Origin of the sequence: Pedobacter sp. B4-66 (genome assembly GCF_018492665.1) — a bacterium.
Classification (GTDB): Bacteria; Bacteroidota; Bacteroidia; order Sphingobacteriales; family Sphingobacteriaceae; genus Pedobacter.
The window spans coordinates 165,551-192,059 of the sequence record NZ_JAFVME010000009.1 but is presented as its reverse complement, the minus strand read 5'-3'; the positions used below and the strand labels follow the sequence as shown (position 1 = coordinate 192,059).

The window sequence follows — 26,509 nt, the reverse complement described above, 5'->3', positions numbered from 1 at the left end:
TAAAAAAACAATTATATGAGTACAGAAAGTTTGTTCAGACCTTTTAGTTTGAAATCATTAAATATAAAAAATAGAATAGTGATGGCACCTATGACGCGTTCATTCTCGCCAGATGGAGTGCCAACAGCAGATGTTGCTGCATATTATGCAAGGAGAGCAGCCGGAGAGGTGGGGTTAATCCTATCTGAAGGAACTGTTATTGATCGTGTTTCATCATCAAATGATGCTAATGTGCCACATTTTTATGGAGATGCGGCTTTGGCAGGATGGAAAGATGTAATCAACAGCGTACACCATTCTGGTGGAAGTATGGGGCCTCAGATATGGCACATGGGTGTAATGGATAACCACCATTCAGGATGGGTTCCTTCGTCGCCTTTTGAAGGGCCATCTGATTTAAACAGACCAGGTTTCTCAAATGGGGTAGCAATGACTCAGGAGGATATCGATGCTGCTGTTAAAGCTTACGGAAGTGCTGCTGCAGATGCCAAAAGAATTGGTTTTGATTGTGTTGAGCTTCACGGTGCTCATGGTTATTTAATTGACCAGTTTTTCTGGGATGGCACCAATAACCGTACGGATAGCTACGGCGGTAAAACATTAGGTGAGCGTACTAAGTTTGCGGTAGAGGTTATTAAAGAAGTGAGAAGACAGGTAGGTGAAGATTTTACCATAATTCTGAGATTATCACAATGGAAACCATCTGATTATACTTTGCAAATGGCTAAAACACCACAGGAAATGGAACAATGGTTACAGCCTCTGGTTGATGCAGGAGTTGATATTTTTCACTGTTCACAACGTCGTTTCTGGGAGCCTGAGTTTGAAGGTTCTGATCTTAACTTTGCTGGATGGGCTAAGAAAATCACGGGAAAAGCTACCATTACTGTAGGTTCTGTTGGTTTATCAGGAGAGTTTTTAGCAGCGTTTAGAGGTGAAAGTTCTGAGCCAAGTTCTTTAGAGGAGTTAATGAGAAGAATGGATAGAGGAGATTTTGATCTGGTTGCTGTTGGCAGACCTTTACTTGCTGATGCCAAATGGGTTCAAAAGATTCGTGATGAACGTACTGCCGAATTGAAAGGATTTTCTAAAGAAGCATTAATGCAATTACTATAGTATTTGCAAATAGAGGTAAATAAAAAAAGCTGGTCATGTTGACCAGCTTTCGGACGATTATTAAGGGTATACTACTTACACAAGTGCAAGTATGTATTATTTTAATACTTCCGCTAACCTTGTTGTTTGATGATCAGCAAGCTTTTGCAGGGGACCTGCAGCAAGCATTTTCATCATCATGTTAAGATCTGCAGAGATAATATGTTTTGCGATAGTTCCGCCATTACCATTATCAGCTACTGTCCATTTTAATTGAACATCAAAAGGAGGTTTCTCTGTAGGTATTGCAGTCAATTCCTTGTTTTCTACACGATCAGAGATTTTAATGGCCAGTTTAGCCATATTCTGAATGGTAAAGCTAGCATCATCTGTTGTAGAAGACCAGTTGTAAATGTTCTCAGGCATTAATTGCTGATGATTGTTCATATCAGCCAAAAATGCGTATACTTTTTCAACCGGTAGATTTAACTCTACGGAGCTTTCAATAACTGTCATTATGATTTTACGTTAATTGTTCTAATTCTTTTCCCCAATTTGCTGGGTCTCTACGCCATTTGGTAAGCAAATCAACATCGTTTTGTGCAATGAAGCTGTGCTCAGCAGCATATTCTATAAGTGTATTATAGTTAGAAAGAGTTGAGAAGCGACATTTTGCTTCTTTGAAATTCTCTTCAGCCTGATCGAAGCCATAAGTAAAAATGGCAACTAATCCTGCAACAGAAAGTCCTGCATTTCTTAAAGCATCAACAGCTTGAAGGCTGCTTTTTCCTGTTGAGATTAAATCTTCAATAACAACTACGCGTTGTCCTTCAACTATTTCACCTTCAATTAAACTTCCGGTGCCGTGTTCTTTTGCTTTTGCTCTAACATAAGCGAAAGGCAGGCCAAGTTCTTGGGCTACTAATGCACCTTGAGGTATACCAGCTGTTGCTACACCTGCAATTAAATCTACAGAACCATATTCTTCCTGTATCAATTGCGTAAGCTTTTGTCTGATATAAGTTCTAACAGAAGGATGGGAAAGTGTGATCCTGTTGTCACAATAAATAGGAGATTTCCAACCAGAAGCCCATGTGAATGGGTTATTAGGTTGTAATTTTATTGCTTTAATTTGTAATAAAAATTCAGCTACTTTTAATTCAATATCACTTTTATTATACATGTCTCAAAATTACGGAATTTCTCGCGTTTTGCTGGTAAGCGTAATAAATATTTTATCTATCGCTTATTAGAAAAATGCTGAAAACTCTTGTTTAATTTATTTTAGAACGAGCAAATATCCGTAATAAAAACCAATGCTGAAAGTCTTTTTTGTGATCGGCTGTGAATCAGCGGTATGCATTGTTTCCTCTTAAGTAATTGGCCGAAAGGGAGTCGAAGAAAATATGGTCATCATCCTGAAAGCTTAGCTTTAGTACCTTCTATAATACAGCTCAATAGCTATTAAAATTTTTAAATAATTATTTCTGCTATAATTCTGTATTTTTAAACCTCGATTTTATTAGGGGAACAGCCTAACTAAAAAGGGCGCTTTAGTGTAACTGCTGCGGGGAATTAAATAATAACGAAAACGACCATATTCTGATGAAGACTTACAGAATTTATATTAACGATAACACATTGTTTATTGCCGACTTAATGCCTAAGCAGGTAAAAAAAATTCAACAGCTTGATAAGCAGGATTTTGATTTTCCATTGTTCTATAAGAATTTAGAAAAGGTATCCGGTAAAGACTATATTCTGATTGATTCAGATCCGAAACAATTGTTTCAGAAGATAAAAAAAAGCTGTGAACTTATTAAAGCTGCAGGTGGTTTGGTTAAAAATGCCAAAGGCAATTATCTCTTTATTTTTAGAAATAAAAAATGGGATTTACCTAAAGGGAAGGTAGAAAAAGAAGAGAAAATGAAAGAAGCAGCGCTTCGTGAGGTTGAAGAGGAGTGTGGTGTAAAGATTTTTACCAACGATGAAAAGTTATGTAAAACCTATCACGTTTATACATTAGGTAGTAAATTGGTACTTAAGAAAACCAATTGGTACAGCATGACTGTAAAAGGCGAGCCTAAACTTATCCCTCAAAAAGAAGAAGGAATAACAAAGGCGAGTTGGTTAAGTAAATTGGAGCTTAATCAGGTATTGAAAAATACCTACCCCTCAATAGTTCAGGTTTTAGAGGTAGGCGGACTTTTAGAAAATAATATTGTAGTAAAACCAGTATTACACGCTATAAAAAAGGTATAGCCTGTTGCGGTAAAAACTTACTTACATCACCATTGTTACGCAGTATATCGCGTACAATGGTTGAGCTTATGGCCGAATATTCGGGTTTACTCAAAATAATTATGGTTTCTACTTCGGGCATCATGGTTTGGTTAATCTGTGCAATTGCCTTTTCGTATTCAAAATCGGAAACCGAACGCACACCTCTAACCATGTACTGAGCATTAATCAGCTTGCAGAAATTTACTGTTAGTCCTTCATATAACTCTACTTCTACTTTGGGTTCATCTGCAAAAACAGTTCTAACAATTTCTTCACGTTTATCAGCAGAAAGGAAACCTTGTTTAGCGCTATTTAAGCCAATGCCTACCACTATCTTATCAAATAACGGTAAGGCTCGCTTTAAAATATCAACATGAGCTATAGTAATTGGATCAAATGAACCTGGAAATAGTGCAATTTTCATACTTAAATATTGGAGGTCTTTTCAAAAAAACTAAATGAAGAGTTGCCATATCTTCTGGTTTCGGTATAACCCGGCTGGTCTTTTAGTTTTAATAATGATGGATGTTCTACTATAAGCATACCATTATCAGTTAAAAGGTTGTTTTTCATTACCAATTCCGGAATTAGAGGGATTGTAGGTAAGTCGTACGGAGGATCAGCAAAAATGATCTGGTATGATTTGGTATGGCTTTGTAAAAACTTAAATACATCGGCTTTTTGCACATCAATTTCATTCAACTCGTATTTTGCTATTACTGATTTTACCCAGTATATACAGCCGGAGTGTTTATCAACAGCAGTTACCTGTTTAATACCTCTAGATGCAAATTCGAAGCTGATGTTTCCGGTACCACAAAAAAGGTCTAAAACAGTGCAACTATCAAAATCATAGGTATTGTAAAGGATATTAAATAGGGCTTCTTTGGCCATATCCGTTGTTGGCCTTACCGGCAAGCTTTCGGGTGCATTAAAACGTATACCCTTTAATTTTCCACCAATTATCCGCATTTATCAAGGGCTAATAGACTGCTGTAATAATGAGCAGGCATGTCATCTAAAATTTTGTTGTCAACATCATTACCAGCTGTTGGAATGAAATTAATTGTTTTGAAATACTTTTCAACGCATTTGTATTGGCTATCTCCTTCGTTGATGATACCACTCAGGTGGATGTCAGTTTTTGAAGTATCAATACTAAGCTGATTGATAATGAAGAGCAGGTAATAGTTAAATTCTTCTGAATTTTCGATTTGAAAATAGTTTTGGAATATCAACTTACCACCATCTGTATATATTGCATTAAATGAACTAACTGTAAAGTCGAGTACTAGACTCAGGTTTTCTTTGTCTTTAGATAGCGCTAAAACCGGAGCAGCATGATCAAATAACCTGCAATTTGAAAGAGAGACATTTAAAGTTTCATCAATAAACTTATTTAGTGTAAAGATGGATGTAAAACCAAAATTCGCGAAAGGTTGGGTATAAAGGTTATTGGACTGCTCTTCGGTAAAGAATTTAGCGTAGTCGTTTAAACTCTGCTCGTTGAACAGGTCATTTGGGATAGCTATTGAATTCTCTGTATGTACAGAAGCTTTAATTTCTTTAAATGGTAAACTCAAATAGCTGTCAGTTCTTAATTTTTCAGAAAGTTCTTTGCCTACATTCTGGCATTCCTGCTCATCATAAACTGCTTTAAGCTGATTGCTGCTTTTATCTATAATAGCATACGAAAAACTATCGGCAGTAATTTTTATTAACAGGTTGCAGTCTGCCGCTGTATTAGGGTCAAACTCCGGATCAACTAATAATATGCTATTTTTGCTGTTCATATGAACAAAATTAATCCTTTTTTCTATAACATCACCATTGCATATTTGTTAAATGGATAAAGCGACACTAATAGCCCAGTCTTATCAATTTACTCCTACAGCAGAACAACTCACTTTTTGTAGTGAAATGGCCTCGTTTTTATCACAACAATTGGATGGTCAGTGTTTCATTTTGAGGGGATATGCTGGTACTGGGAAAACTACTTCTGTAGCCGCACTGGTAAAAGCTTTACCCAAGTTTTCTTTGCGCTCTGTTTTATTGGCACCAACCGGCAGAGCAGCAAAGGTAATGAGCAACTATACTGGCAGAAAGGCATTAACCATTCATAAAAAGATCTATAGGAAAAGAACAGCTGTATCAACAGATATGTCCTTCCAGATTGCTCCAAACCTTGCAGAGCATACCTTATTTATAATTGATGAGGCTTCTATGATTGCCGATGAGTGGAATACGCAAACAGGATCGTCATTTTTAAAGGATTTGATGGAGTTTGTGTATAATGGAAAAAACTGCGCTGTAGTTTTTGTAGGAGATACTGCTCAGTTACCTCCGGTAGGCAGTATTGATAGTCCGGCATTAAATAAAGAATACATCTTCTCCAATTTTGGAATGCGGGTAAATGCTGTGGAGCTAAGAGAAGTTGTGCGCCAGGAAAAGGAATCGGGAATATTGGCCAATGCCACCATGCTTCGGAAATTGATTAATGATGATGCCGAAAAAGTTGAGCTACCTAAGTTTATCACTAAAAACTACAAGGATATCTTTAGAATGACCGGCATAAAACTGGTTGAGGGATTAGAATACGCCTATAATAAGTTTGGAATAGAGAATTCTTTGGTGGTTTGTAGGTCCAATAAATCTGCAAATGTTTATAATCAGCAGATCAGAGCTAGATTATTATATCGAGAAGAAGAATTAACAGGTGGGGATCAGATTATGGTAGTGAGGAATAATTATTTTTGGTTGCCGGATAATGAATCTGCAGCTTTTATTGCCAATGGAGATATGGCGCGCATCCGTAGGGTAAGGGGTATTGAAGAACGTTATGGCTTTCGCTTTTGTGAGGTACAGCTGGAGTTTCTTGATTTTCCGGAGGCGGGAGAAATTACCTGTAAGGTGATGTTGGATACGCTTACTGCCGAAACTCCCAATCTTTCTTACGAACAGAGTAATAAACTTTTTGAGGGCCTCAATTTAGATTATGCCCATATCACTAATAAAAGAGAACGTTTAAATAAAATTAAGGACGATCCATATTACAATGCCTTGCAAATTAAGTTTGCCTATGCGGTAACTTGCCATAAGGCTCAGGGTGGTCAATGGGATGCTGTTTTTGTAGATCAGGGCTATTTAACAGAAGAAATGATTGATATGGATTTCTTGAGATGGCTTTATACTGGGGTAACAAGAGCGAAAAGAGAATTATTTTTAGTAAATTTTGCACAAAACCTTTTCTCCTCTCCGGCTGAAGAGCAATTTTAGACGCTAACTTGAACTGACTTTTATGAGATTTGCTTATTCTATTAAACAAAAAATGAAAATTGCAGTGCTGTTATTTTGTATAATGGCTTGTACAATCCTGATTAGATTTTTGGAAGATAAAAGTGTGAAAAGTATGAACGAATCATTCGTTTCCATGTATAACGACCGCTTAATTCCTGCTACAGATCTGTTTTATGTTGCAGAGAATGCTTATGCAAAGAAGTCAATGATTGAAGAGTTTTTGAATACTGCAACTGAGCAATCATTTAGCTCGACTGCTTTTAAGGAACAACTTGCTGATTACAACAGCGCAATAGATTCTTTAATTAAAAAGTATGAGAAAACTTTCCTGGTTAAACAGGAAAAAGAAAAGTTAATAGTTTTAAAAGATGGACTTGAGAGCACAGGACAGATTGAAGATAAAATTTTAAAGTTCGCCGCTAATAAAGATATTGCCAATGCGAGAAAACTCTATGATCAGGAAGGTAGGGCATCTTCAAAGGGTACAATTCAAAAATTATCTGAGCTAATGAGAATCCAAACTCAGGTTGGTGAGGAGCTGATTAAAGACTCTGCATTTATGGTTTCAGGGAGTAAATTGTATTCTACATTGCAGGTTGCTTTAGCCATTGTTATCGGTATTTTAATAGTCGGAATTGTTTTTACATCTAATGTTGTAAAGATCAATAACGATAAATTTAACCTTAATTAGCCATTTGTTAAGGGCTTTTCCATTACAGATTATTATGTTTGCCATTGCAAAAAGTAACAATATGACATCAATAGCCGCCATTGAATTTAATAGCGCTTTCTTTTTCAAGTTTTTAAAATTCGGGTTGGTAGGTTTTTCGGGTCTTATTGTTGATTTCAGTATTACTTATTTATGTAAGGAAAAGCTGAAAATCCATAAATATTTATCGAATTCATTAGGCTTCGTAGTTGCCACCGGTACAAATTACACGTTTAACAGGTACTGGACTTTTGATAATCATAATCCCGCAACTATTATTCAGTTTGGGAAGTTTTTTGTGATTTCGCTAGTTGGATTAGCATTAAGTAATGTTATTATTTATCTGCTAAATGACAGGTTGAAATGGAATTTTTATGTTGCCAAGGCATGTGCGATAGTACTGGTGTCACTTTGGAATTTTTTTGCCAATTATCTTTACACATTTACCGGATAAATCCTATTACTAATGCTGCAAACGAAGAAAAGTTCTGAACAGATATTGTTTATATTTCTGGGGGTATGGACTGTACTTAATATTATTCAGGCAGGTTTTGTAGAGCTTCATGCTGATGAAGCTTATTACTGGGTTTATTCCAGGTTTTTAGATTGGGGATATTTTGATCATCCACCAATGGTTGCCTTGTTTATTAAAATTGGAGATGCTCTTTTATCTTCAATTTTAGGTTTAAGGCTCTTTACAGTGATAACCAGTACGCTTTCGGTTTATCTGTTGTGGCAAATTGTAAGTCGTTATGCCCAAAATATAAAGCTTTTTATTCTGCTGTTTTCAGCGATAGTATTGTTCCATGTTTATGGTTTTATAACAACTCCCGATTCCCCACTGTTCTTCTTTACAGTACTATTTTTTTATGTGTATCAGCGTTATGAGGCCGAGAACAAGATCAAATGGGCTTTAGTATTAGCATTGGTTATTGCCTGTTTGCTGTATAGTAAGTATCACGGTATTCTGGTTTTGTTTTTTACCATACTATCTAACCTGAAATTGTTAAAAAGACCATCTTTTTGGCTTATAGTGGTTATCTCCATAGTTGCTTATGTACCTCATATTTTATGGCAGGTTCATAATAATTATCCATCATTTTATTACCATGTCATAGATCGTTCTGCTGCTTTTTATAAGTTTAATTTTACCTCAGAGTACTTGTTGGCTCAGTTGGCATTGGCCGGACCACTTGTAGGTTGGTTTATGTATAAATCGGCGGCAGTATTAAAATCTGAGGATACCTTTGTTAAGGCGGTTAAGTTTAATTTCTTTGGGATATTTATATTCTTCCTGATTAGCACACTTAAAGGTAGGGTAGAGGCACATTGGACATTGCCGGCAATGTTGTGCCTGTTTATTTTGGCCTATATTGCAATGGCAAAAAAGCCACTGCCGAAATGGTTTGAACGACTTGCTGTGGTTAATATTGCATTGATAATTTTGGTGAGATTAGTGCTTATTATACCAATAGATGCGTTAAAGAAAGTAAAAGTGGTTGACTACTATTTTGGTACTGAGCAATGGACCAAGCAAATTCATGAAAAGGCTGGCGATTATCCTGTAATTTTTAACAATTCGTTTCAAACCCCTTCCAGATATAATTATTATACGCGTAGTACGAAAGGTTTTAGTTACGATTCGAGGTATTATAGGAAGAACCAGTACGATATATGGCCTCTTGAAGATAGTCTTATAAACAGGAAAGCTTATTTTGTTTTGCCGGATAGCCATGGCGATAGCGTTAAGCAGGACACTATTAATACAAGAAAAGGAGTGTTTTATGGATTATGGATCGATAAGGTTAGAATGTATCAGAAAGTTTCTGTTAATCCTGTAGCGGTTCCTGAGGATTGGAAAGCTGGTGAGGTTAAAACTTTGAAATTGAAGATTATTAATCCCTATAATGAGCCCATCTCTCTGGGTAATGCAGGTGAAACCTGGAAATGCTATCTGGAATATGCATTTAAAAAGGATGGTAATATGGATGATTTTAAACCCGTTTTAGAAGATATTGAAAATGTTAAGATTGGAGCTAAGGCATCTGTAGAAATTGAAGCAGCTATAAAAGCACCTGTTGATGCAGGTAAGTATAAAATGATTTTGTCCTTGAGGACAGAGCCTTTTTCAGGAGGCAGAAACAGCAACATGATTAGTGTTGATGTGAAATAAAGAAGGGTTTTCGTTAGTTTAACGAAAACCCTTCTTTATTTTGTCGCTTTAAATTAGTGAGCGTCGTATATAATCACTTTTTCAAATAGAGCACGGAACTCATCTAAAAACGCTGTGTGTAAATGATGTACCTGATAAACATCATGGCCGGCAAGATCTTCAAAAAAGATAGTAAGTGAAAATGTGTAAGTGGTATCAACAACAGCACGTTCTATAGGTGCAGGTGTGCCGATATGCAATGTTTTAACAGATTCTACATTTTCAAGGGTTTCAAGGCTTTTTCTGAAAGCAACTTTTTGTTCCTCAGTAGTGTCGGCTTTAAGCCAGAATAAAACGTGATGAGCTAACATATGATATATTTTTTTTGGTAAATATAAAAAAGAATCGGGGATAGGTCCTAAGATCTATCCCCGAATTCTAACTAGCGTGCATAATAGAAACGAGAAGTAATATGAAAACGCTACAGTACATGAAAATAAAACTATCTTCGGTGTGCCTGATTTAAGTTAAGTAAGATGAGAAATTGAGAAGGCTGGCGTTTTAAATCGTATTAAAAGCAAGTTTTAACATATTTTAACATTAAACAGGGCCTTATACATTTGCGAAAAGATTAAGGTTTGTCTAATTTTCGCAGCGAAAATAAATGGTTCTAAATGGAAGAAGTAAATAATACCACTGAAAGTTTGGCGTATGGAACTGATATCCGCGCGCTGAATGAAATGATTCAAAAAGAAAGCGCATTTATCGATCTGCTTTTTATGGAGATGGATAAAGTGATTGTAGGCCAGAGATATATGGTTGAGCGCCTGATGATCGGTTTGCTTGCAGACGGTCATATTTTATTAGAGGGTGTACCCGGACTTGCAAAAACTCTTGCAATCAATACCTTATCTAAAACTATTGATGCAGGCTTTAGCAGAATACAATTTACACCAGATCTTTTACCGGCAGATTTGTTGGGTACAATGATCTACAATCAGAAAAAGGAAGAATTCGTTATCAGGAAAGGCCCTTTATTCTCTAATTTCATTCTTGCTGATGAGATTAACCGTGCTCCGGCAAAAGTGCAAAGTGCATTGTTAGAAGCAATGCAGGAGCGTCAGGTAACAATTGGTGATACTACATTTGAATTACCTAAACCATTTCTTGTTTTAGCAACACAAAATCCAATAGAGCAAGAAGGAACTTATCCATTGCCAGAGGCGCAGGTTGATAGGTTTATGCTTAAAGTAGTAATCGGTTATCCTAAAAAGGAAGACGAAAAACTAATTATGAGAGCCAACATAGCACCTCAGGGAATGGCAAAACCTAAAGCTATCCTACATCCTGATGACATCATTAGGGCAAGAAAGGTAGTTAGAGAAGTATATATGGACGAAAAGATTGAGCAATATATTATTGATATTGTTTTTGCAACTCGTTACCCTGATCAATACAAACTTGCAGATTATAAGAATCTGATTAGTTTTGGCGCTTCGCCAAGAGCAAGTATCAATCTTGCCCTAGCTTCAAAAGCTTATGCCTTCATAAAAAGAAGAGGTTATGTAATTCCTGAAGACGTAAGAGCTGTTTGCCATGATGTGTTAAGGCATAGAATCGGTTTAACTTATGAGGCTGAGGCAGAAGATATCAATACCGAAACTATCATTACAGGAATATTGAATGCGGTAGAAGTACCATAGCTTATGGATACCAAAGATCTCTTAAAAAAAGTAAGAAAGATTGAAATCAAAACCCGTGGGTTAAGTAACCAGATCTTTTCAGGAGAGTACCAGTCGGCCTTTAAAGGTCGTGGTATGGCTTTTAGTGAAGTTCGGGAGTACCAGGTAGGTGATGAGATTCGTACTATTGATTGGAATGTTACCGCCCGATTTAATCATCCTTACGTTAAGGTGTTTGAAGAAGAAAGGGAAATGACGGTGATGCTGCTTGTTGATGTTAGTGGTTCCAAGAATTTTGGTACACAAGCCCAGCTAAAGCAAGAACTTGCTACTGAAGTATGTGCTGTTTTGGCATTTTCTGCCATACAGAACAATGATAAGGTGGGCGTATTATTCTTTAGTGATAAAGTAGAAAAGTTTATTCCTCCTAAAAAAGGAAGAAGTCATATTTTAATGATTATCAGGGAACTGATTGATTTTAAACCTCAAAATAGGGGAACAAATGTGGCTGAGGCTTTAAGGTATTTTACCGGTGCTATTAATAAGAGGTGTACGTCTTTTTTGATTTCTGACTTTATGAGTAATTCTTTTGAGAATGAGCTTAAAATAGCCAACAGAAAACATGACCTTATTGCACTTAGGTTATACGACTTGCATGAGGAAGAATTTCCTAATCTTGGACTTATTCCGGTACGTGATGAGGAAACCGGGGAGTACGAATGGGTAAATACAGGAGATAAACGTGTAAGGCAAGCCTATAAAGTAGCTGCATTGGAGCGAAATGGTAAACTGGAGGACCTTTTTAAGAGATCCGGAGTAGATTATACAAAAATTGGAACCCATCAATCTTATATTAAACCATTAATGACATTATTTAAAAAACGCGAAGCCAGAAGGTAGAGATATGAAGCAATATTTTAATTTTAGCTGGTGTTTAATGTTATGCTTAGCTTGTTTTACTTATAAAAGTAACGCTCAGGATATAAAAGTAGAGGCTAAACTGGATAAGTCAACCATTGTTTTGGGAGATCAAACAATTTTGCGCTTAAGTGCTCAGTTGCCTATAAATGATAAAATCAGCTTTCCGATTTTAGCGGATACCATATCCTCAAAAGTACAAATTGTTGAGGTTGGTAAAACAGATACAATAGCAGATAAGAGTAATCCTGCTGTAAGGACAATCAGTCGCCAATATACGATCACTTCTTTTGAGGCTGGCTTACAGACTATTCCTGCTTTCTTGTTTCAGGTAAATGCGCAAAGCTTTAAAACTGATCCAGTACCATTACAGGTTACTTCTGTTGCTGTTGATACTACAAAAGCTATTTATGACATTAAACAGCCCCTTGCTGTTCGCTATTCCTTTTTAGATTGGTTAAGAGATCATTGGCAATGGGTGGTAGTTTCACTATTAGGAGTTATACTGATTGTAGGACTGCTTTATTATTTCTGGCAAAAAAGAAAGAATAGGCCTATTCCTGCAGTAGTTAAACCATTGGTGCCTGCAGATGTTACGGCAATAAATAAACTGGTTGTATTAAGGGATAAGAAATTATGGCAACAGGAAGAAGTTAAACAATACCATATTGAGCTTACCGATATTTTAAGAGAGTACCTTGAAAAGCGCTACCATATTAAGGCACTTGAGCAAACCTCAGATGAGATATTTGCAGGTTTAAGGCATATGGAAATTACGGATCAAAACAGAAATAAACTACGTCAGATATTAATGCTGGCCGATCTTGTAAAGTTTGCTAAAGGGAAACCTTTAAATTCAGAAAATGAGCAAAGTATCGAAAATGCAATCAGTTTTGTAAGCGATACTAAAGAGATTAATCAATTACCCGATAATAAAGCGCAAAATGAAACTGTTTAGTGGAATCGAATTTGCCAATCCAGGGTTTTTCTGGTTATTACTGCTAGTGCCTTTGATGATTGGCTGGTACATTTGGCGTAATAAGAGACTTCAGGGAACTATGAGAATATCATCTGTTAAGTCATTTATGGGTGCTAAGAAAAGCGGTTATGGAGTTTTAAGGCATTATAGTATCGTATTAAAATCGTTGGCACTAATTGCAATAATTATAGGTTTGGCCAGACCGCAAAGTGCATTAAGCTGGCAAAACTCGACAACCGAAGGGATAGATATTGTGATTGCTACTGATATTTCAGGGAGTATGCTTTCTGAAGATTTAAAACCAAACAGATTGGAGGCCGGAAAGAATATTGCAATAGACTTTATAAAAGACCGACCTGATGATCGGATTGGCTTGGTTGTGTTTAGTGGCGAGAGCTTTACACAATGTCCACTTACCATTGATCATGATGTGTTAATTAACTTGTTTAAAGGAATTAATAATGGAATGATTGAGGATGGAACTGCAATAGGTATGGGCCTTGCAACTGCAGTTAACCGTTTAAAGGATAGTGAAGCAAAAAGTAAGGTGATTATTTTACTTACTGATGGTTCAAATACTGGTGGTTCAATACCTCCGGTTACTGCTGCCGAAATTGCCAAACAAATGAATGTAAGGGTTTATACAGTAGGAGTGGGAACTAAAGGGTTTGCACCTTATCCTGTTAAAACACCATTTGGTGTACAGTATCAGCAAGTTCCTGTAACCATTGATGAGGGAACGCTTTCGAGCATTGCTAAGATTACAGGAGGTAAATACTTCAGGGCTACAAATAATGATAAGCTAAAGGAAATTTATCAGCAAATAGATAAATTGGAAAAGGCAAAGATTGATGTTACACAGTACCACAAGAAAACAGAGCGTTTTCTGCCTTTTGCATTGATCGCCCTAGCACTTTTGCTGGTTGAATTTGGATTAAGAAATACAATATTTAAAGGAGCTTTAACTTAAGATATGTTACGTTTTGAACACATAGCGTTTTTATGGGGGCTAGCTGCCATTCCATTGTTTATCATTGTCTTTTTTCTGGTACGCCGATGGAAAAGAAGGGCTTTGGCCAGTCTTGGAGATAAGGTTACTGTTAGAAAGATGATACCGGAGGTTTCTTTTACCAGACCGGGTTTAAAGTTTATCCTTTTTACAGTTGCTTTTGCATCTTTAGTTATTGGTGCCGCCAATCCACAGATTGGAACCAAAATAGAAGAAGGTAAAAAGAGCGGTGCAGATTTAATGATTCTTCTGGATGTTTCTAATAGTATGCTTGCAGGAGATCTTTCTCCAAACAGGCTTGAGAATGCAAAAAGAGCAATATCTCAGTTAATAGATAACCTACACAATGATAGAATAGGAATTATCATTTTTGCTGGAGAGGCTTATGTTCAATTGCCTATAACTACTGATTATTCAGCTGCTAAGTTGTTCCTTAATAACATTAGTACTGATATTGTACCAACTCAGGGAACTGCTATTGGTGCGGCTATTGATATGGGAATGAAATCTTTTGATTTCGTAAATGGGACAAGCAAAGCCATGGTACTAATGACTGATGGTGAGAATTTTGAGGATGATGCGATTGCATCTGCAAAAAGAGCAACAGAAAAGGATGTGGCAATACATGTTATTGGCCTCGGTTCTATTGAGGGAGCTCCAGTTCCAATTTATCAGAATGGTAATCCAACAGGTTTTAGGAAAGATGAAAAAGGTCAGACAGTGATTACAAAGCTGAACGAGCAGATGTGTAAACAGATTTCTGATGCTGGTAATGGAGTTTATGTAAGAGCTACTAATGCCAACAGTGGATTGGGAATTGTAATGAATCAGATAGGGAAAATGGAGCAAAAAACATTTGACAGCAAAGTGTTTAAAAATTACGAAGACAGGTTCCAGTTTTTCTTAGGATTTGCACTGATTTTATTAGTTGTTGAGTTCTTCATCTCCAGTAAGAAGAACCTGAAATTAAGTGAGTTGAATTTGTTTGAAGTGAGGAAATAATGAAGCAGTTTATCATCGTTATATACATATTATTACAAGGCTCTTTGCTTTTTGCACAGAAAGAGAAAAAGTATATCCATAAAGGAAATCAGCTATATCAGGAAAAGAAATATGTTGAAGCCGAGGCTAGTTACAGGCAATCTGTAGATAAATCGAAAGCTTCTGTAGAAGGTAATTTTAACCTTGGGGATGCTTTGTATAAACAGAAGAAGTTTGATAATGCTGTTCAGAAGTTTACAGATATTGCGTCTTCTTCTAATGATAAAGCAGTAAAAGCAAAAGCATACCACAATCTTGGTAATTCCTTGTTGGAGTCTAAAAAGCTGGAAGAAAGTATCGAAGCGTATAAGAAATCATTGATGAGTAACCCTAAAGATGATGAGACAAGGTACAATCTGGCTTATGCGCAAGAAAAGCTGAAACAACAACAGCAGAATAAAGACAAAAATAAGGATAAAAACAAAAAAGATCAGGACAAGAAAGATAAGGATCAACAGGATAAGAATAAAGATCAAAATAAGGACAATAAGGATCAGCAGAACAAGGATAAAGACAAGCAGGATCAAGATAAAAAGGATCAGGATAAAAAGGACCAGCAGAATGGGCAACAGCCTCAGCCTGATAAATTGTCTAAAGAAGATGCAGAGAGAATGCTTGAAGCCTTAAAAAATGAAGAAAAGAACACTCAGGATAAGCTGAAAAATAAAAAGGCTAAAGGTGTAAAAGGCCGTATTGTTAAAGATTGGTAGACTGAGTATTTTTGCGCAAAATGAAAATGAAACACTATATATTATCGGTATTATTACTGTGGACCAGTGCCTTGTTTGCAAACGGAATAAAAGCGACTGCAGACGATATAAAAGTTACTGCAACTGTAAGTAAAAATGTAGTTGGTACAGGAGAACCGTTTGAAATTAGTTTTTCTGTAAATGGAAATATAGAGTCGTTTACCCCGCCTACACTTAATGGTTTTCAAGTTGTAGGTGGCCCTAATCAATCTTCAAGCTATTCATCAATCAATGGAAATACAACTGCGAGCATGTCACTTAGTTATGATTTGGTAGCCGTTAAAGAAGGAGAATATGTAATAGGACCTGCAGTTGTTGTGGTTAATGGTAAACAGCTTAAATCGAACTCTGTTAAAATAAAAGTGGTAAAGGGAAGGGCGGTTCCGCAGGGGAACCAAGGAAATCAGGGTAATGCAGCACCACAAGGTGATAAGGTTGCTGAAGGAAATAGTACTGATATATCAAAACGCTTGTTTTTAAGAGCCGTAGCTAATAAAACTAATATTTATATCGGTGAGCAATTCTCGGTTTCTTATAAGTTGTATACTAATATTGATTTGGTAGATAATGCACTTGATAAATTACCCGACTTTAATGGTTTCTGGAGTCAGGAGATAAAAAATAATAACCAGAATGTACAGTGGGAAATTGAGAATTATAATGGCGTTAAATATCATGTAGCCACACTTAAACAGATTATTCTTTTCCCTGAGCGATTTGGTAAGCTTACTCTTGATCCTTTAGCAATGACGTTTGTAGTAAGGCAGGCAGCACCTTCAAATGATCCTATCGAACAGTTTTTTGGAGGCTCTTATAAGGATACAAAGTATAAAATTAAAAGTTCTCCGATTACCATCAATGTAAAACCTTTACCTGATGCAGGTAAACCAGAAGGTTTTACGGGAGCAGTTGGAAATTTTTCTATAAGTGCAATTCTGGACAAGTCTTCAGTTAAGGCTCATGAAGCATTAAATTATACGCTTAAAGTCTCAGGAACAGGTAACTTAAAGTTGTTAAAAGCGCCTGAGCTGACTTTACCTACTGATATTGAAAAGTACGATCCTAAGGTAAACGACAATATTAAAGAGACTATGGGTGGAGTTTCGGGTAGTAGGGAATACAGCTATTTGCTTATTCCAAGACACGAAGGGAATTATACAATTGAACCACTAAAATTCTCGTATTTTAATCCGGTTACAGAAAAATACATGACCTTAAGTTCTGGACAATTTCCTGTTAAGGTAGCGAAAGGAGATCCTGGCTCAAATGTTACAGCGTATGCGACAGGTGATCAACAGGATGTTAAAATGCTGGCCAAAGATATTGCCTATATTAAAACAGGAAACCCTGGCTTGACTAAAGATGGTGAAGGGTTTTATGGCTCTGCACTGTACTATATCCTTCTATTTACTGGTCCTGTCTTATTCTTAGCTGGGTTCGGTTACAGAAAGTGGTACAGAGAAAACAATAAAGATGTAGTGAAAATAAAAGGCAGAAATGCCAATAAAATTGCGGCTAAGCATTTGGCAAATGCCCAAAAACAATTGCTTAGTGGGGATAAAAAAGCTTTCTATGAGGATGTTTATAAAGGCCTGTATGGCTATTTAAGTGATAAATTAAACATCTCGGCTGCCGATTTAAATAAGGATAACATTGGGGAGCAATTAAAATTAAGAGCGGTTAATGCACCAATAATTGACCAATTAACAGAAACACTGGATTTGTGTGAAATGGCAAGGTATGCTCCAATTTCAGGAATATCTGAGCAAGAAGTATTTGATAAAGCGAAAACTATCATTAATGATATTGAAGACAATGCATAATCGTTTGAAACACCTGTTTTATAGTTTTTTACTACTGGTAATATCACCTTTGTTTTTATTTGCCAAAGGGAATCCGGAGGAATTGTTTGCAAAAGGAAATAGTCAGTATGCAAAAGCCCAATACAAGGAGGCCATACAATCCTATCAGGAAGTATTAAATACGGGATACAAATCTGCTGCCGTATATTTTAACCTTGGCAACGCCTATTATAAACTTGGAGAGATGGCACCTGCCATTCTCCATTATGAAAAAGCTTACAAGATTACACCTGGTGATCAGGAAATTCACTTAAATCTACAACTTGCTAATTTGAAAATTGCAGATAAAATAGAGGTAGTTCCTGAATTTTTTATGGCAAAGTGGTGGAAATCATTGGTTTTGTTTTTCTCTACTCATGTATTATCCGTATTTGCAGTTGCATTTTTTCTGTTGGGCTTTGCTTTATTGATTGTTTATCTTTTTGCAGTTTCAGTTTCAATTAAGAAGCCTGCTTTTTATGCCGGGATTACCTTATTGGTATTGGGGTTACTGTCCATTTTTATTGTAAATACACAAAGTAATTACTTAAACAGCAGTAGTCAGGCAATTGTGTTTAATGGTACGGTGAATGTAAAGAGCGGTCCTGATGATAAATCAAAAACGCTTTTCGTTATCCATGAAGGAACCAAAGTTACCATTAAACAAAATGACGACAACTGGCTTAAAGTTGAGCTGCCTAATGGAAACATTGGTTGGATTGAATCTGTTGCAGTAAAGGAGATTTAGTCCCTTTTACAGTTATTTAGTTTCCGGATGTTCCTTTCCATTATGGCAGGTAATACAAGAGATCGCTATAAGTGCTTTTCCATCTTTATCTTTACTGCCAATTGGATGAAAATACTTTTTATTGATTTTCATTGTCATACGCATCATATTTCTGGCTGTTTCTTTTTCCGGTTTTTCATCACTTGCAAAATCAAGTTTTTTAGGGTCATCTGTTCTGGCCGCATGGCAGAAGTTACATTTTACCCCTAAGGCTGTTTTAAAGCCATCCATGACTTCTTTAAGTTGATCACGACTAATGTCTTTAGGGAGGACCTTTAGGTTTTTAGGCTTTTCATCTGCTTGTGGCATAAATGCACTCAGCATAACAACTGCGCTTAATAATACAGATAAAGTGATGGTTTTTTTATAGGTCATTTTAAGTGGTTTGATAAACTAATATACTAAAAATCAATTAAAATATCTGAAAGTAAGATTAACGTTTAATCTGCACTAACTTCCGCCAGTTCCTTTACTTTTTCGAGCGCCTTAGGGAATGTTTTGTCAAAATAATCTTCAAACTCTTTAACCCGGTTTATGTCAACCACTAGTTCCGTTTTACCACCTACAGGTTTAAGGGTGTAGTTCTCCAACGAGTTATTCCATTCGCTTCCCTTGCCACTATTTAAATCCTTTACCCCTGCCTTAACCTCTCCGAGGTGTTTAAATGACATATATTCATGAGGGATACTTTCTTCGATAGTTGAAAACATGCCATCATTTTTATCATTAAGGAATAATATTTCACTGCCCTTTTTCCAGTCGGTTTCTGCTTTAGAGCCCTCACAAAAAACAGCAGTCCACACCGGATAAGTGGTATCACTCCATAATACATCCCATACTTTTTCTTTTGAGGCATTGATTAAGATTTTAAACTCTTGCTTTTCCATAGTTTTAAATTCTAATAGTTAATTAACCTTTGTGCAACTTTAATTGTTTTGCTTAACAAATATGAAGTTCTTTTAGGATAGTAAAAGGGGGTGATCGCGACAATTTAGAGGGGGTAAGAAGTCTAAAATATTTAGCTATTGGTTTTGAATGAACAACAACTATATTTACAATTTCAGACCGGGATATAACTTTGTATTAAAAAAAAATGAAACATAAGAGACGCCTTTACTATTTTGCTATACCTTTTTTTCTTGTTCTTTTTGGCTGTTTGATATATTTCAAACCCCAACTTAAGTCTATGTTCGTTAATGAATTTAAAGATAGATCTTATGAGAAATTGATCGGCATATATGATGAGAAAAATGGTGTCCAATCTGACTTAATAAACAATGTTAAACATGTTTCGGTAATATGGAAGTCTTTTGCTTTGCGATCTAATAAGGATGCTTTGCAAAAAGCAATCTTAGAAAACAAAAATGTTCTACTCACAGTTGAAACCTGGCCAAGTTTCCATAAAGAAAATGTTTCAGTATTAGATAAAGTGCTGAAAGGTAGTTATGATAAAGAAGTCAAGACGCTAGCGGAATTAATAAACCAAAGCAGTGGTACTGTTTTTGTTCAATGGAATCCGGAAATGGAAGTGCCGGTAATACAATATCCGTGGCAATACCAATCGCCATCGAAGTATATAAATGCCTTTAACTATTTTGCGGGTTCCTTAAAAAAACTTGCTCCCAGGGTAAAAGTCGTTTGGGCACCAACCGGTTATCCCGGTGATTCAGAGTTTTGGCCAGGAAAAAAGAATGTTGATGTAATTAGTATAATACGGGGTAGTGGCGCTGAACAATCAGCAAAATTTTATCCCACTGATTTGTCTGAATCGGACAAGCTAAGATTAAAGCTTCATAGACTTCGATTTATGGATAAGCCAGTATTTGTATTGTCTGTAGATGGAATGGGAGACACGAAGAGAACTGATTCGATTCTTCAAAAGATCGAGATAGAAAGAAGTTTATATAAAAATACTATTTATTCAGCGGAAAACTTCAATGAACTCGTTAATAATCAAATTAGAACTAACTTACTTTTAGGCGTTTTCGATCCTACAAAAAAACTTTTATTTGAACCGGAAATAAATGTAGAGCATCTCTTTACCGATTGGGGTGAGATACAAAGGGGAGATTTTTTTAAGAAATTTAACGAGGTAATCGACAGAAAACATGATGTAATTGTTACCATGGAACCTTGGAAAGATGCAAGTAATGTTGCCGATCCGAATGTACTACAGAATACATTAAATGGAAAGTATGATAAAGAGATCTCTAAACTTTATAGTATAATTTCTAATGTAAAACAAACAGTGTATTTGCGATGGGCACATGAAATGGAAATACCTATTCATCGTTATGCCTGGCAGAGTCAGGATCCTGTTGTTTATATAAATGCGTTCCGCTACTTTATGAACTTTGTGAAAGAGAAACCTGAAAATATTAAAAGGGTATGGGGACCTGCAGGAGACAGGGGGTCGGCAGATTGGTATCCTGGTAATGATGTTGTAGACTATATTAGTATCGCGATATATGGGTTGCCAGATAAGAATATTACCGATGAAAATATGCAGGAATCTTTTAGTAATATATTTCAACGTAAGAGTTTTAGAATGAGATTTTTTAATAAGCCAATGTTTATCACGGAATTTGGTGTAAAGGGATCAGAAAAATACCAGGATAAATGGTTAATAGATGCAGCTAAAACCATTCAAAATAATAAACAGATTTTTGGAGTTTGTTATTTTAATTTATTTGATAATCCCAAAGCATGGGGACACATAGAAGCTCCAGATTGGAGCATAAGTAAAAGCTCATTGAAAAAGTTTTATTTGGAATTAAAATAAACTTTTGCTTTTCGATTATAATGTTTTAAGTATTTGTTTAGATTTATTATTTTAGCCTCTTATGAATTTGAAATGCTTTTGATTCAAAGGAAATATTTCGTTTTTTTTCTCTTTTTATGCACATTGTATGCGTGCTCTAATAACCGACAAAAACCATCGGGTAAAGTTTTTATCAAGCAAAAAGATAAGACTTTCACATTATTTAGAAATGGTAAGCCGTTCGAGATCAAAGGAGCGTCTGGTTCTTCACATTTAAATTTGCTGTCTGAACTGGGAGGAAATACCATTAGAACCTTTGATACAACTCATATTGATTCAATACTAAAAAAAGCCAATGAGACAAATATTGCAGTCATAATTGGGCTACCAATACCTGAAAGTAAACATATGTATTTCTATAATAACGATGTAGAGGTATCCAAACAATTTAAATCAATACAGAAGTTGGTGAATAGGGTTAAAAATGATCCTTCTGTTTTGATGTGGTGTGTTGGTAATGAACTTGTTTTTCCTTATAAACCTTCTTACAATAAGTTTTATAGGGCATTTAATGATATTGTAGACATGATCCATCGAGATGATCCTGATCATCCGGTTACCACTACTATGATTAATTTTCAACGTAAAACTGTTTTTAACCTCAAAATGCGGACTGACATAGATATTGTGTCTTTTAATGTTTTTGGTGGAATTAGATCTTTTAGCCAGGAATTAAAAGATTTTTCCTGGTTTTGGGATGGGCCTTACCTGTTAACTGAATGGGGTATTGATGGCCCATGGGATGGAACGCCAGAAACCGCATGGGGGGCAAAAATTGAACCAACAAGTACAAAGAAAGCCGAACAGTATTATTCACGATACAAAGAACAAATACCTTACAAGGATCCAAGATTATTAGGATCATTTATTTTTTACTGGGGTCAGAAACAAGAAACCACTCCTACCTGGTTTAGTATATTTGATGAAGCGGGAAATAAGACTGAAGTAGTTGATGCAGCAGAGGCCATTTGGAAAGGCAAGCAATTAGCAAGCGCTGCGCCTCAAATAAATTATATGCTCCTGAACAATAAAGGTGCTAAAGACAATATATTTCTTAAACCACATGAAAAAAATACTGCTGAAGTCTTTATGTTAAAAGGCGATGTAAGTAATAAAAGAATTGTTTGGGAGATTTATCCAGAAGACTGGTATAAGATCGATAGTGTAAATAATACTAAAAAGCCTTTACCTATAAATGGTCTTGTTGAGCAAATGGGGGACTTGAAGGTTATCTTTTATACCCCGAAAAAGGAGGGGCCATATAGAATATTCGCAACCATATATGATGACAAAGGTTATGTGGCAACATGTAATACGCCATTCTATGTATTAAAAACAGATGAAAGTAGTAGAGCCAGTAATTAATCCAACCAGAAAGCAGAATTTCACCTTACGTCTAATGATTATCATTGGGTTATTTTGTATGTTCTTGTTTCTTAGGGAACTACTATTAACTGATGCTGAAAGTACTGCGTTGTATTGGATGTTGATGGCTACACTTGTTTTCATGTGTATGAAAATACTCCATGAATGGATTCATTACTTTTATATAACTGTACCTGATGCTCCCAAAAAGGAAAAAACTTATACTGTAGATGTCTTTACTACGTTTTGTGCAGGAGAACCCTATGAGATGATTAATGAAACATTAATCGCTATAAAAGCAATAAAATATCCTCATAATACTTTTTTATGTGATGAAGCTGATGATCCTTATTTGAAAAAAATATGTGAGGAGCTAAATGTAATTCATGTCACCAGAGTAAAAAAAATCGATGCAAAGGCCGGGAATATTAATAATGCCTTGAAACAATCAACGGCAGAACTCTGTGTTGTATTAGATCCTGATCATGTACCATTTCCAGACTTCTTAGAACCTATAGTAAATCATTTTAATAATCCTGAGGTTGGATTTGTTCAGATAGTACAATCTTATAAGAATTACGATGAAAGTTTAATTGCTAAGGGAGCTGCCCAGCAAACATTTCAATTTTATGGTCCAATAATGATGACCATGAACAAATACGGAACAGTACTTGCCATTGGAGCTAATTGTACTTTTCGACGAGCAGCTTTAGATTCTATAGGTGGGCATGCAGCGGGACTGGCAGAGGATATGCATACCGCCATGCAGTTACATGCAAAGGGATGGAAATCAGTATATGTGCCTGCAGTGTTAGCAAGAGGTTTGGTTCCAAGTACTTTGTCTGCATATTATAGTCAACAATTAAAATGGTCAAGAGGGGTTTTTGAATTATTGGTTGCTTCTTATCCGAGATTGTTTAAGAGTTTTACCTGGCAACAAAAACTGCATTATGGCATTGTACCGATGCATTATTTATCGGGTGTAATTTTTCTTATAAATTTTTTAATACCCATATTCTCATTAATCTTTAATACCAGCCCAATAAATATTGTATTCTTTAATTTTATAACGATCAGTTTTCCATTAGTGATTTCGATCATTTTAATACGACATTTTGTGCAAAGATGGGTAATGGAAGAGGAGGAACGGGGGTTTCATGTTGTAGGTGGATTATTAATGATCGGGACTTGGTGGATATTTATTATAGGATTATTCTATACGATTCTGCGAAAAAAAGTGCCTTATAATCCAACGCCTAAGGATGGGAGGGAAGAAGATAACTGGGGCTTAAATATTCCGAATATAATCGTAATTGCGATCTCCATCTTTTCAATATTATTTGGATTATATAGAGATTGGAACCCTTACAATTTAATTATGTCTGTATTTGCAGGAATTAATTGTATGATATTGTCCTTTACAATTGCTGCAAGCAGACAGAGTCAGTTTAGAAAATTAAAGCAAAACGTAAAGCCTCTCAATTGGGCAATGGGTTATGTTTCAGAATTTAAAATACGCTTCTGGAAGCTTAGGAGAAAAATATATAGTGGAGTTAGGAGCACTGCCTTAATGATCACTACATTAATTGTTTGTAGCACTGTATATTTTGTAAATACGAGATCTAATACTAATGTAAAACCGGCACCTTATAAATATCATAAAGATATACTAATCCCGGGAATATTTGCTCCTGAAAGAGGCAATGGATTAAGTTCTATGGGGTTGATTAAACAGTATGAAAATCAGAGTAAGTTGCAGTTTGGTATTGTTTCTCTTTATATTCCCTGGGGAGATCAGCCTGAATGCCACTTGCCAACAGCATTGCTTGACTCAATTAATAAGATAAATGCAGTTCCGATGATTAGTTGGGAACCATGGCAAAGCTTGTTTGATAAGGTGAAAAATATTGAAGACTCTAAAAAGGAGGAAAAGATATTTGCACGGATCCTTAGGGGTGATTACGATGATTATTTAAAAAGCTTTTCAGAACAAATAAAGTCGCTTAACCATCCTGTTTTTATCCGCTTTGCTCATGAAGCAGACAACCCGCAATATCCTTGGTCAGCTAAAGGGGGGAATACCGCAGAAGAGTTTAAAGAAGGTTGGAAGTATGTTCATGATTACTTTACCAGAAATGATGTTTATAATGCGATATGGGTGTGGAATCCCTGGAAACCAGATGCGGTTTCAGCTTATTTTCCCGGCAGCAAATATGTTGAGTGGATAGGAGTTACCAATTTAAATTATGGTAAAAGAAACGGCAGCAATAGTTGGTATAGCATGGAGCAGCTTTATCAGCCATTTCATAAAAACCCCGTATTTAAACTCAACTTACCTGTTATGCTCGCCGAAATGGGATCATTACCAGCGGAAGGCAAACAAGATGAGTGGTTTCAAACTGCATTTAGGAGTATGAAAAGTAAATTTCCAGAAATTAAAGCTGTTGTGTTCTTCAATAGTAGCCTGGATAGAAATACAATAGATACGGCTATTGGCAAACCTCTGAATTGGAGAATAGAAGATTTCAGTAAGGTAGGATTAGCCATAAAAAAATACAATAAAAAGCTAAGCTGGATAGATAATAGCGCAATCGCCGAAACTCCTGTGAGTAGTACTGTTGGTAATTCAGTGAACAATACAAAACCCGAAATTCTACCTGAGATAAGAGGCGTAAATTATGCCAAGGGTCAAAACTGGTCGACTAATTATCATGCGTTAAAGAAAAAAGAGATTGTCGATGATATTTTGGAGATGAAGAAAATTGGTTTCAATACTATAAAGTATTTTGGACCAAGTGTATATGATCGTAATGTGCTAAGTGTTGCTGAAAAAAATGGCATTAAAGTAGCTTATAGCTACTGGCTTCCAGATAATAGTGACTTTATTTCTGACAAGAAAGAGCTGGATCGGTACGCCGAAACGGTAATAAGTACAGTCGCTAAACTGAAGGATAGAAAAGATATCATTTTATGGAATATTTCAAACACTCCGTTGCGCAAGTTGGAGCATGATTATTATATGCCAGATCTGTTTTTCCCTAGGGAAGCATATATTTCATGGTTGCAAAAGTTGGTAAGTTCCATTAAAAAGATGGATCCAAATAGACCAGTTACTGTAGATTTATATGCAAATGATAAATTGAGGAATAATATAGCTTTGCTTCATAAAAGAATTCCTGCTATTGATTATTTTGGTTTGGTCATTGATAATTATTCAGATTCAGCTGCTGTGGCAGAAATAAGTAGTTTTAAAGAACCTTGGTTTTTTAGCAAAATAAGTACTTCAGATTTTATAAAAAATAAGAACAATAAAACCAATCTATTTATAGCCAATTGGCAGGATGAAATAACTGATGGATTTGTCGCATTTGATGGGCTTAAAGATTACTCCGGAAAGAATAAATTCGAATTTTATCAGTTGTCAAATAAATGGAGCGGTTCAAAGTTACCTTCAAAAATACCACCAGTAAAGGTTTTACTTCCTTCAGTTACTATATACCCGAATACATTAGTGACTTACCGAGCTCTGGTATTTAATTCAAATGAATGGAGCTTAGCTAAACCTGATGGTGACCTGAAGTTTAAATGGAATCTTGTAAGAACTGATGCTTATGGCAATCCTATTGATTTGAAAGAAGTAGGAGAAGGTAGTAGTATTACCTTAAATATACCAGAGTATCCTTCGAGCTATAAACTATACCTCTATGCAATGAGTCATGATGAGGTGAAAATTGTAAGTACAAAACTTAATATTCCATTGAAATAATAAAATAAAAAAGCA

Annotated in this window: 25 protein-coding genes; 17 read left to right on the top strand and 8 right to left on the bottom strand. The window is 35.8% G+C overall.

What is annotated here, in order from left to right:
* Nucleotides 1–15 precede the first annotated feature (15 nt).
* Complete coding sequence (locus J1905_RS15830) at nucleotides 16–1,116, top strand: NADH:flavin oxidoreductase (protein WP_214228267.1); 1,101 nt, start codon at nucleotides 16–18, stop codon at nucleotides 1,114–1,116.
* A 96-nt stretch (nucleotides 1,117–1,212) separates the two neighbouring features.
* Here J1905_RS15830 and J1905_RS15825 read toward each other — a convergent pair whose 3' ends face one another.
* Together J1905_RS15825 and pyrE are read right to left on the bottom strand one after the other, a co-directional pair.
* Complete coding sequence (locus J1905_RS15825) at nucleotides 1,213–1,611, bottom strand: SRPBCC family protein (RefSeq protein WP_173091592.1); 399 nt, start codon at nucleotides 1,609–1,611, stop codon at nucleotides 1,213–1,215.
* 7 nt (nucleotides 1,612–1,618) lie between these two features.
* Nucleotides 1,619–2,278 carry an orotate phosphoribosyltransferase gene (gene pyrE / locus J1905_RS15820; protein WP_173091593.1) on the bottom strand — a complete coding sequence of 220 codons (660 nt, stop codon included), beginning with the start codon at nucleotides 2,276–2,278 and terminating at the stop codon, nucleotides 1,619–1,621.
* A gap of 422 nt (nucleotides 2,279–2,700) precedes the next feature.
* Between pyrE and J1905_RS15815 the strand changes: the two genes are divergently transcribed.
* A complete protein-coding gene (locus J1905_RS15815) occupies nucleotides 2,701–3,357 on the top strand; it encodes an NUDIX hydrolase (protein ID WP_173091594.1) in 657 nt (218 codons plus the stop codon).
* Here the strand turns inward: J1905_RS15815 and coaD are convergent.
* Genes coaD through J1905_RS15800 form a run of 3 tightly spaced genes read right to left on the bottom strand, consistent with a single transcriptional unit; the run spans nucleotide 3,341 to nucleotide 5,171 of the window.
* Nucleotides 3,341–3,802, bottom strand: coding sequence for a pantetheine-phosphate adenylyltransferase (gene coaD / locus J1905_RS15810; protein WP_173091595.1), 462 nt, complete (start codon nucleotides 3,800–3,802; stop codon nucleotides 3,341–3,343). The two genes, J1905_RS15815 and coaD, sit on opposite strands and share 17 nt — an antisense overlap.
* A 2-nt stretch (nucleotides 3,803–3,804) precedes the next feature.
* On the bottom strand, nucleotides 3,805–4,350 hold the full coding sequence (locus tag J1905_RS15805; RefSeq protein WP_214228266.1) for an RsmD family RNA methyltransferase: 546 nt from the start codon (nucleotides 4,348–4,350) through the stop codon (nucleotides 3,805–3,807).
* Nucleotides 4,341–5,171, bottom strand: a complete 831-nt coding sequence (locus tag J1905_RS15800) for a DUF3822 family protein (RefSeq protein ID WP_214228265.1) — start codon at nucleotides 5,169–5,171, stop codon at nucleotides 4,341–4,343. The genes J1905_RS15805 and J1905_RS15800 overlap by 10 nt, the downstream gene beginning before the upstream one ends.
* 52 nt (nucleotides 5,172–5,223) lie before the next feature.
* On the opposite strand from J1905_RS15800, the gene J1905_RS15795 reads away from it, so the two are divergent.
* From J1905_RS15795 to J1905_RS15780, 4 genes are all read left to right on the top strand, one after another.
* Nucleotides 5,224–6,654, top strand: coding sequence for an ATP-dependent DNA helicase (locus J1905_RS15795; RefSeq protein WP_214228264.1), 1,431 nt, complete (start codon nucleotides 5,224–5,226; stop codon nucleotides 6,652–6,654).
* A gap of 22 nt (nucleotides 6,655–6,676) precedes the next feature.
* Entirely contained in the window at nucleotides 6,677–7,366 is a 690-nt protein-coding gene (locus J1905_RS15790; protein WP_214228263.1) for an MCP four helix bundle domain-containing protein, read from the top strand.
* 61 nt (nucleotides 7,367–7,427) lie between these two features.
* Complete coding sequence (locus J1905_RS15785) at nucleotides 7,428–7,838, top strand: GtrA family protein (protein WP_214228262.1); 411 nt, start codon at nucleotides 7,428–7,430, stop codon at nucleotides 7,836–7,838.
* A gap of 12 nt (nucleotides 7,839–7,850) precedes the next feature.
* Nucleotides 7,851–9,557 carry an ArnT family glycosyltransferase gene (locus J1905_RS15780; RefSeq protein WP_214228261.1) on the top strand — a complete coding sequence of 569 codons (1,707 nt, stop codon included), beginning with the start codon at nucleotides 7,851–7,853 and terminating at the stop codon, nucleotides 9,555–9,557.
* Between the two features lie 53 nt (nucleotides 9,558–9,610).
* Here J1905_RS15780 and J1905_RS15775 read toward each other — a convergent pair whose 3' ends face one another.
* Nucleotides 9,611–9,907: a Dabb family protein gene (locus tag J1905_RS15775; RefSeq protein WP_214228260.1), complete on the bottom strand. Its 297-nt coding sequence runs from the start codon at nucleotides 9,905–9,907 to the stop codon at nucleotides 9,611–9,613.
* A 303-nt stretch (nucleotides 9,908–10,210) separates the two neighbouring features.
* On the opposite strand from J1905_RS15775, the gene J1905_RS15770 reads away from it, so the two are divergent.
* Genes J1905_RS15770 through J1905_RS15735 form a run of 8 tightly spaced genes read left to right on the top strand, consistent with a single transcriptional unit; the run spans nucleotide 10,211 to nucleotide 18,503 of the window.
* Complete coding sequence (locus tag J1905_RS15770; protein ID WP_108206048.1) at nucleotides 10,211–11,239, top strand: AAA family ATPase; 1,029 nt, start codon at nucleotides 10,211–10,213, stop codon at nucleotides 11,237–11,239.
* Between the two features lie 3 nt (nucleotides 11,240–11,242).
* Entirely contained in the window at nucleotides 11,243–12,118 is an 876-nt protein-coding gene (locus J1905_RS15765) for a DUF58 domain-containing protein (RefSeq protein WP_173091607.1), read from the top strand.
* A 4-nt stretch (nucleotides 12,119–12,122) separates the two neighbouring features.
* Nucleotides 12,123–13,094 (top strand): BatD family protein, encoded by a 972-nt coding sequence (locus tag J1905_RS15760; RefSeq protein ID WP_214228259.1) that lies wholly within the window; start codon nucleotides 12,123–12,125, stop codon nucleotides 13,092–13,094.
* Nucleotides 13,081–14,085: a vWA domain-containing protein gene (locus J1905_RS15755; protein WP_214228258.1), complete on the top strand. Its 1,005-nt coding sequence runs from the start codon at nucleotides 13,081–13,083 to the stop codon at nucleotides 14,083–14,085. Before J1905_RS15760 ends, J1905_RS15755 begins: the two co-directional genes overlap by 14 nt.
* Nucleotides 14,086–14,088: 3 nt before the next feature.
* A complete protein-coding gene (locus tag J1905_RS15750) occupies nucleotides 14,089–15,126 on the top strand; it encodes a vWA domain-containing protein (RefSeq protein ID WP_214228257.1) in 1,038 nt (345 codons plus the stop codon).
* Complete coding sequence (locus tag J1905_RS15745; RefSeq protein ID WP_214228256.1) at nucleotides 15,126–15,875, top strand: tetratricopeptide repeat protein; 750 nt, start codon at nucleotides 15,126–15,128, stop codon at nucleotides 15,873–15,875. The genes J1905_RS15750 and J1905_RS15745 overlap by 1 nt, the downstream gene beginning before the upstream one ends.
* Before the next feature lie 26 nt (nucleotides 15,876–15,901).
* Nucleotides 15,902–17,737, top strand: a complete 1,836-nt coding sequence (locus tag J1905_RS15740) for a BatD family protein (RefSeq protein ID WP_250318118.1) — start codon at nucleotides 15,902–15,904, stop codon at nucleotides 17,735–17,737.
* Nucleotides 17,715–18,503 carry a tetratricopeptide repeat protein gene (locus tag J1905_RS15735; protein ID WP_250318117.1) on the top strand — a complete coding sequence of 263 codons (789 nt, stop codon included), beginning with the start codon at nucleotides 17,715–17,717 and terminating at the stop codon, nucleotides 18,501–18,503. Before J1905_RS15740 ends, J1905_RS15735 begins: the two co-directional genes overlap by 23 nt.
* 12 nt (nucleotides 18,504–18,515) lie before the next feature.
* Here J1905_RS15735 and J1905_RS15730 read toward each other — a convergent pair whose 3' ends face one another.
* On the bottom strand, nucleotides 18,516–18,917 hold the full coding sequence (locus J1905_RS15730) for a c-type cytochrome (protein WP_214228254.1): 402 nt from the start codon (nucleotides 18,915–18,917) through the stop codon (nucleotides 18,516–18,518).
* 65 nt (nucleotides 18,918–18,982) lie between these two features.
* Nucleotides 18,983–19,429, bottom strand: coding sequence for an SRPBCC family protein (locus J1905_RS15725; RefSeq protein WP_214228253.1), 447 nt, complete (start codon nucleotides 19,427–19,429; stop codon nucleotides 18,983–18,985).
* 299 nt (nucleotides 19,430–19,728) lie between these two features.
* Here J1905_RS15725 and J1905_RS15720 point away from each other — a divergent pair, with 299 nt between their 5' ends.
* The 3 genes from J1905_RS15720 (at nucleotide 19,729) to J1905_RS15710 (ending at nucleotide 26,494) form a co-directional block, all read left to right on the top strand.
* Entirely contained in the window at nucleotides 19,729–21,324 is a 1,596-nt protein-coding gene (locus J1905_RS15720) for a glycoside hydrolase family 26 protein (protein WP_214228252.1), read from the top strand.
* A gap of 258 nt (nucleotides 21,325–21,582) precedes the next feature.
* Complete coding sequence (locus J1905_RS15715; RefSeq protein ID WP_214228251.1) at nucleotides 21,583–22,728, top strand: glycoside hydrolase family 2 TIM barrel-domain containing protein; 1,146 nt, start codon at nucleotides 21,583–21,585, stop codon at nucleotides 22,726–22,728.
* Nucleotides 22,703–26,494 carry a glycosyltransferase family 2 protein gene (locus J1905_RS15710; RefSeq protein WP_214228250.1) on the top strand — a complete coding sequence of 1,264 codons (3,792 nt, stop codon included), beginning with the start codon at nucleotides 22,703–22,705 and terminating at the stop codon, nucleotides 26,492–26,494. The genes J1905_RS15715 and J1905_RS15710 overlap by 26 nt, the downstream gene beginning before the upstream one ends.
* Nucleotides 26,495–26,509: the final 15 nt, after the last annotated feature.

Excerpts from the sequence above, each read along its gene's own strand:
- J1905_RS15830 (WP_214228267.1), top strand. The coding sequence starts at position 16 with ATGAGTACAGAAAGTTTGTTCAGACCTTTTAGTTTGAAATCATTAAAT.
- J1905_RS15825 (WP_173091592.1), bottom strand. The coding sequence starts at position 1,611 with ATGACAGTTATTGAAAGCTCCGTAGAGTTAAATCTACCGGTTGAAAAA.
- pyrE (WP_173091593.1), bottom strand. The coding sequence starts at position 2,278 with ATGTATAATAAAAGTGATATTGAATTAAAAGTAGCTGAATTTTTATTA.
- J1905_RS15815 (WP_173091594.1), top strand. The coding sequence starts at position 2,701 with ATGAAGACTTACAGAATTTATATTAACGATAACACATTGTTTATTGCC.
- coaD (WP_173091595.1), bottom strand. The coding sequence starts at position 3,802 with ATGAAAATTGCACTATTTCCAGGTTCATTTGATCCAATTACTATAGCT.
- J1905_RS15805 (WP_214228266.1), bottom strand. The coding sequence starts at position 4,350 with ATGCGGATAATTGGTGGAAAATTAAAGGGTATACGTTTTAATGCACCC.
- J1905_RS15800 (WP_214228265.1), bottom strand. The coding sequence starts at position 5,171 with ATGAACAGCAAAAATAGCATATTATTAGTTGATCCGGAGTTTGACCCT.
- J1905_RS15795 (WP_214228264.1), top strand. The coding sequence starts at position 5,224 with ATGGATAAAGCGACACTAATAGCCCAGTCTTATCAATTTACTCCTACA.
- J1905_RS15790 (WP_214228263.1), top strand. The coding sequence starts at position 6,677 with ATGAGATTTGCTTATTCTATTAAACAAAAAATGAAAATTGCAGTGCTG.
- J1905_RS15785 (WP_214228262.1), top strand. The coding sequence starts at position 7,428 with ATGACATCAATAGCCGCCATTGAATTTAATAGCGCTTTCTTTTTCAAG.
- J1905_RS15780 (WP_214228261.1), top strand. The coding sequence starts at position 7,851 with ATGCTGCAAACGAAGAAAAGTTCTGAACAGATATTGTTTATATTTCTG.
- J1905_RS15775 (WP_214228260.1), bottom strand. The coding sequence starts at position 9,907 with ATGTTAGCTCATCACGTTTTATTCTGGCTTAAAGCCGACACTACTGAG.
- J1905_RS15770 (WP_108206048.1), top strand. The coding sequence starts at position 10,211 with ATGGAAGAAGTAAATAATACCACTGAAAGTTTGGCGTATGGAACTGAT.
- J1905_RS15765 (WP_173091607.1), top strand. The coding sequence starts at position 11,243 with ATGGATACCAAAGATCTCTTAAAAAAAGTAAGAAAGATTGAAATCAAA.
- J1905_RS15760 (WP_214228259.1), top strand. The coding sequence starts at position 12,123 with ATGAAGCAATATTTTAATTTTAGCTGGTGTTTAATGTTATGCTTAGCT.
- J1905_RS15755 (WP_214228258.1), top strand. The coding sequence starts at position 13,081 with ATGAAACTGTTTAGTGGAATCGAATTTGCCAATCCAGGGTTTTTCTGG.
- J1905_RS15750 (WP_214228257.1), top strand. The coding sequence starts at position 14,089 with ATGTTACGTTTTGAACACATAGCGTTTTTATGGGGGCTAGCTGCCATT.
- J1905_RS15745 (WP_214228256.1), top strand. The coding sequence starts at position 15,126 with ATGAAGCAGTTTATCATCGTTATATACATATTATTACAAGGCTCTTTG.
- J1905_RS15740 (WP_250318118.1), top strand. The coding sequence starts at position 15,902 with ATGAAACACTATATATTATCGGTATTATTACTGTGGACCAGTGCCTTG.
- J1905_RS15735 (WP_250318117.1), top strand. The coding sequence starts at position 17,715 with ATGATATTGAAGACAATGCATAATCGTTTGAAACACCTGTTTTATAGT.
- J1905_RS15730 (WP_214228254.1), bottom strand. The coding sequence starts at position 18,917 with ATGACCTATAAAAAAACCATCACTTTATCTGTATTATTAAGCGCAGTT.
- J1905_RS15725 (WP_214228253.1), bottom strand. The coding sequence starts at position 19,429 with ATGGAAAAGCAAGAGTTTAAAATCTTAATCAATGCCTCAAAAGAAAAA.
- J1905_RS15720 (WP_214228252.1), top strand. The coding sequence starts at position 19,729 with ATGTTCGTTAATGAATTTAAAGATAGATCTTATGAGAAATTGATCGGC.
- J1905_RS15710 (WP_214228250.1), top strand. The coding sequence starts at position 22,703 with ATGAAAGTAGTAGAGCCAGTAATTAATCCAACCAGAAAGCAGAATTTC.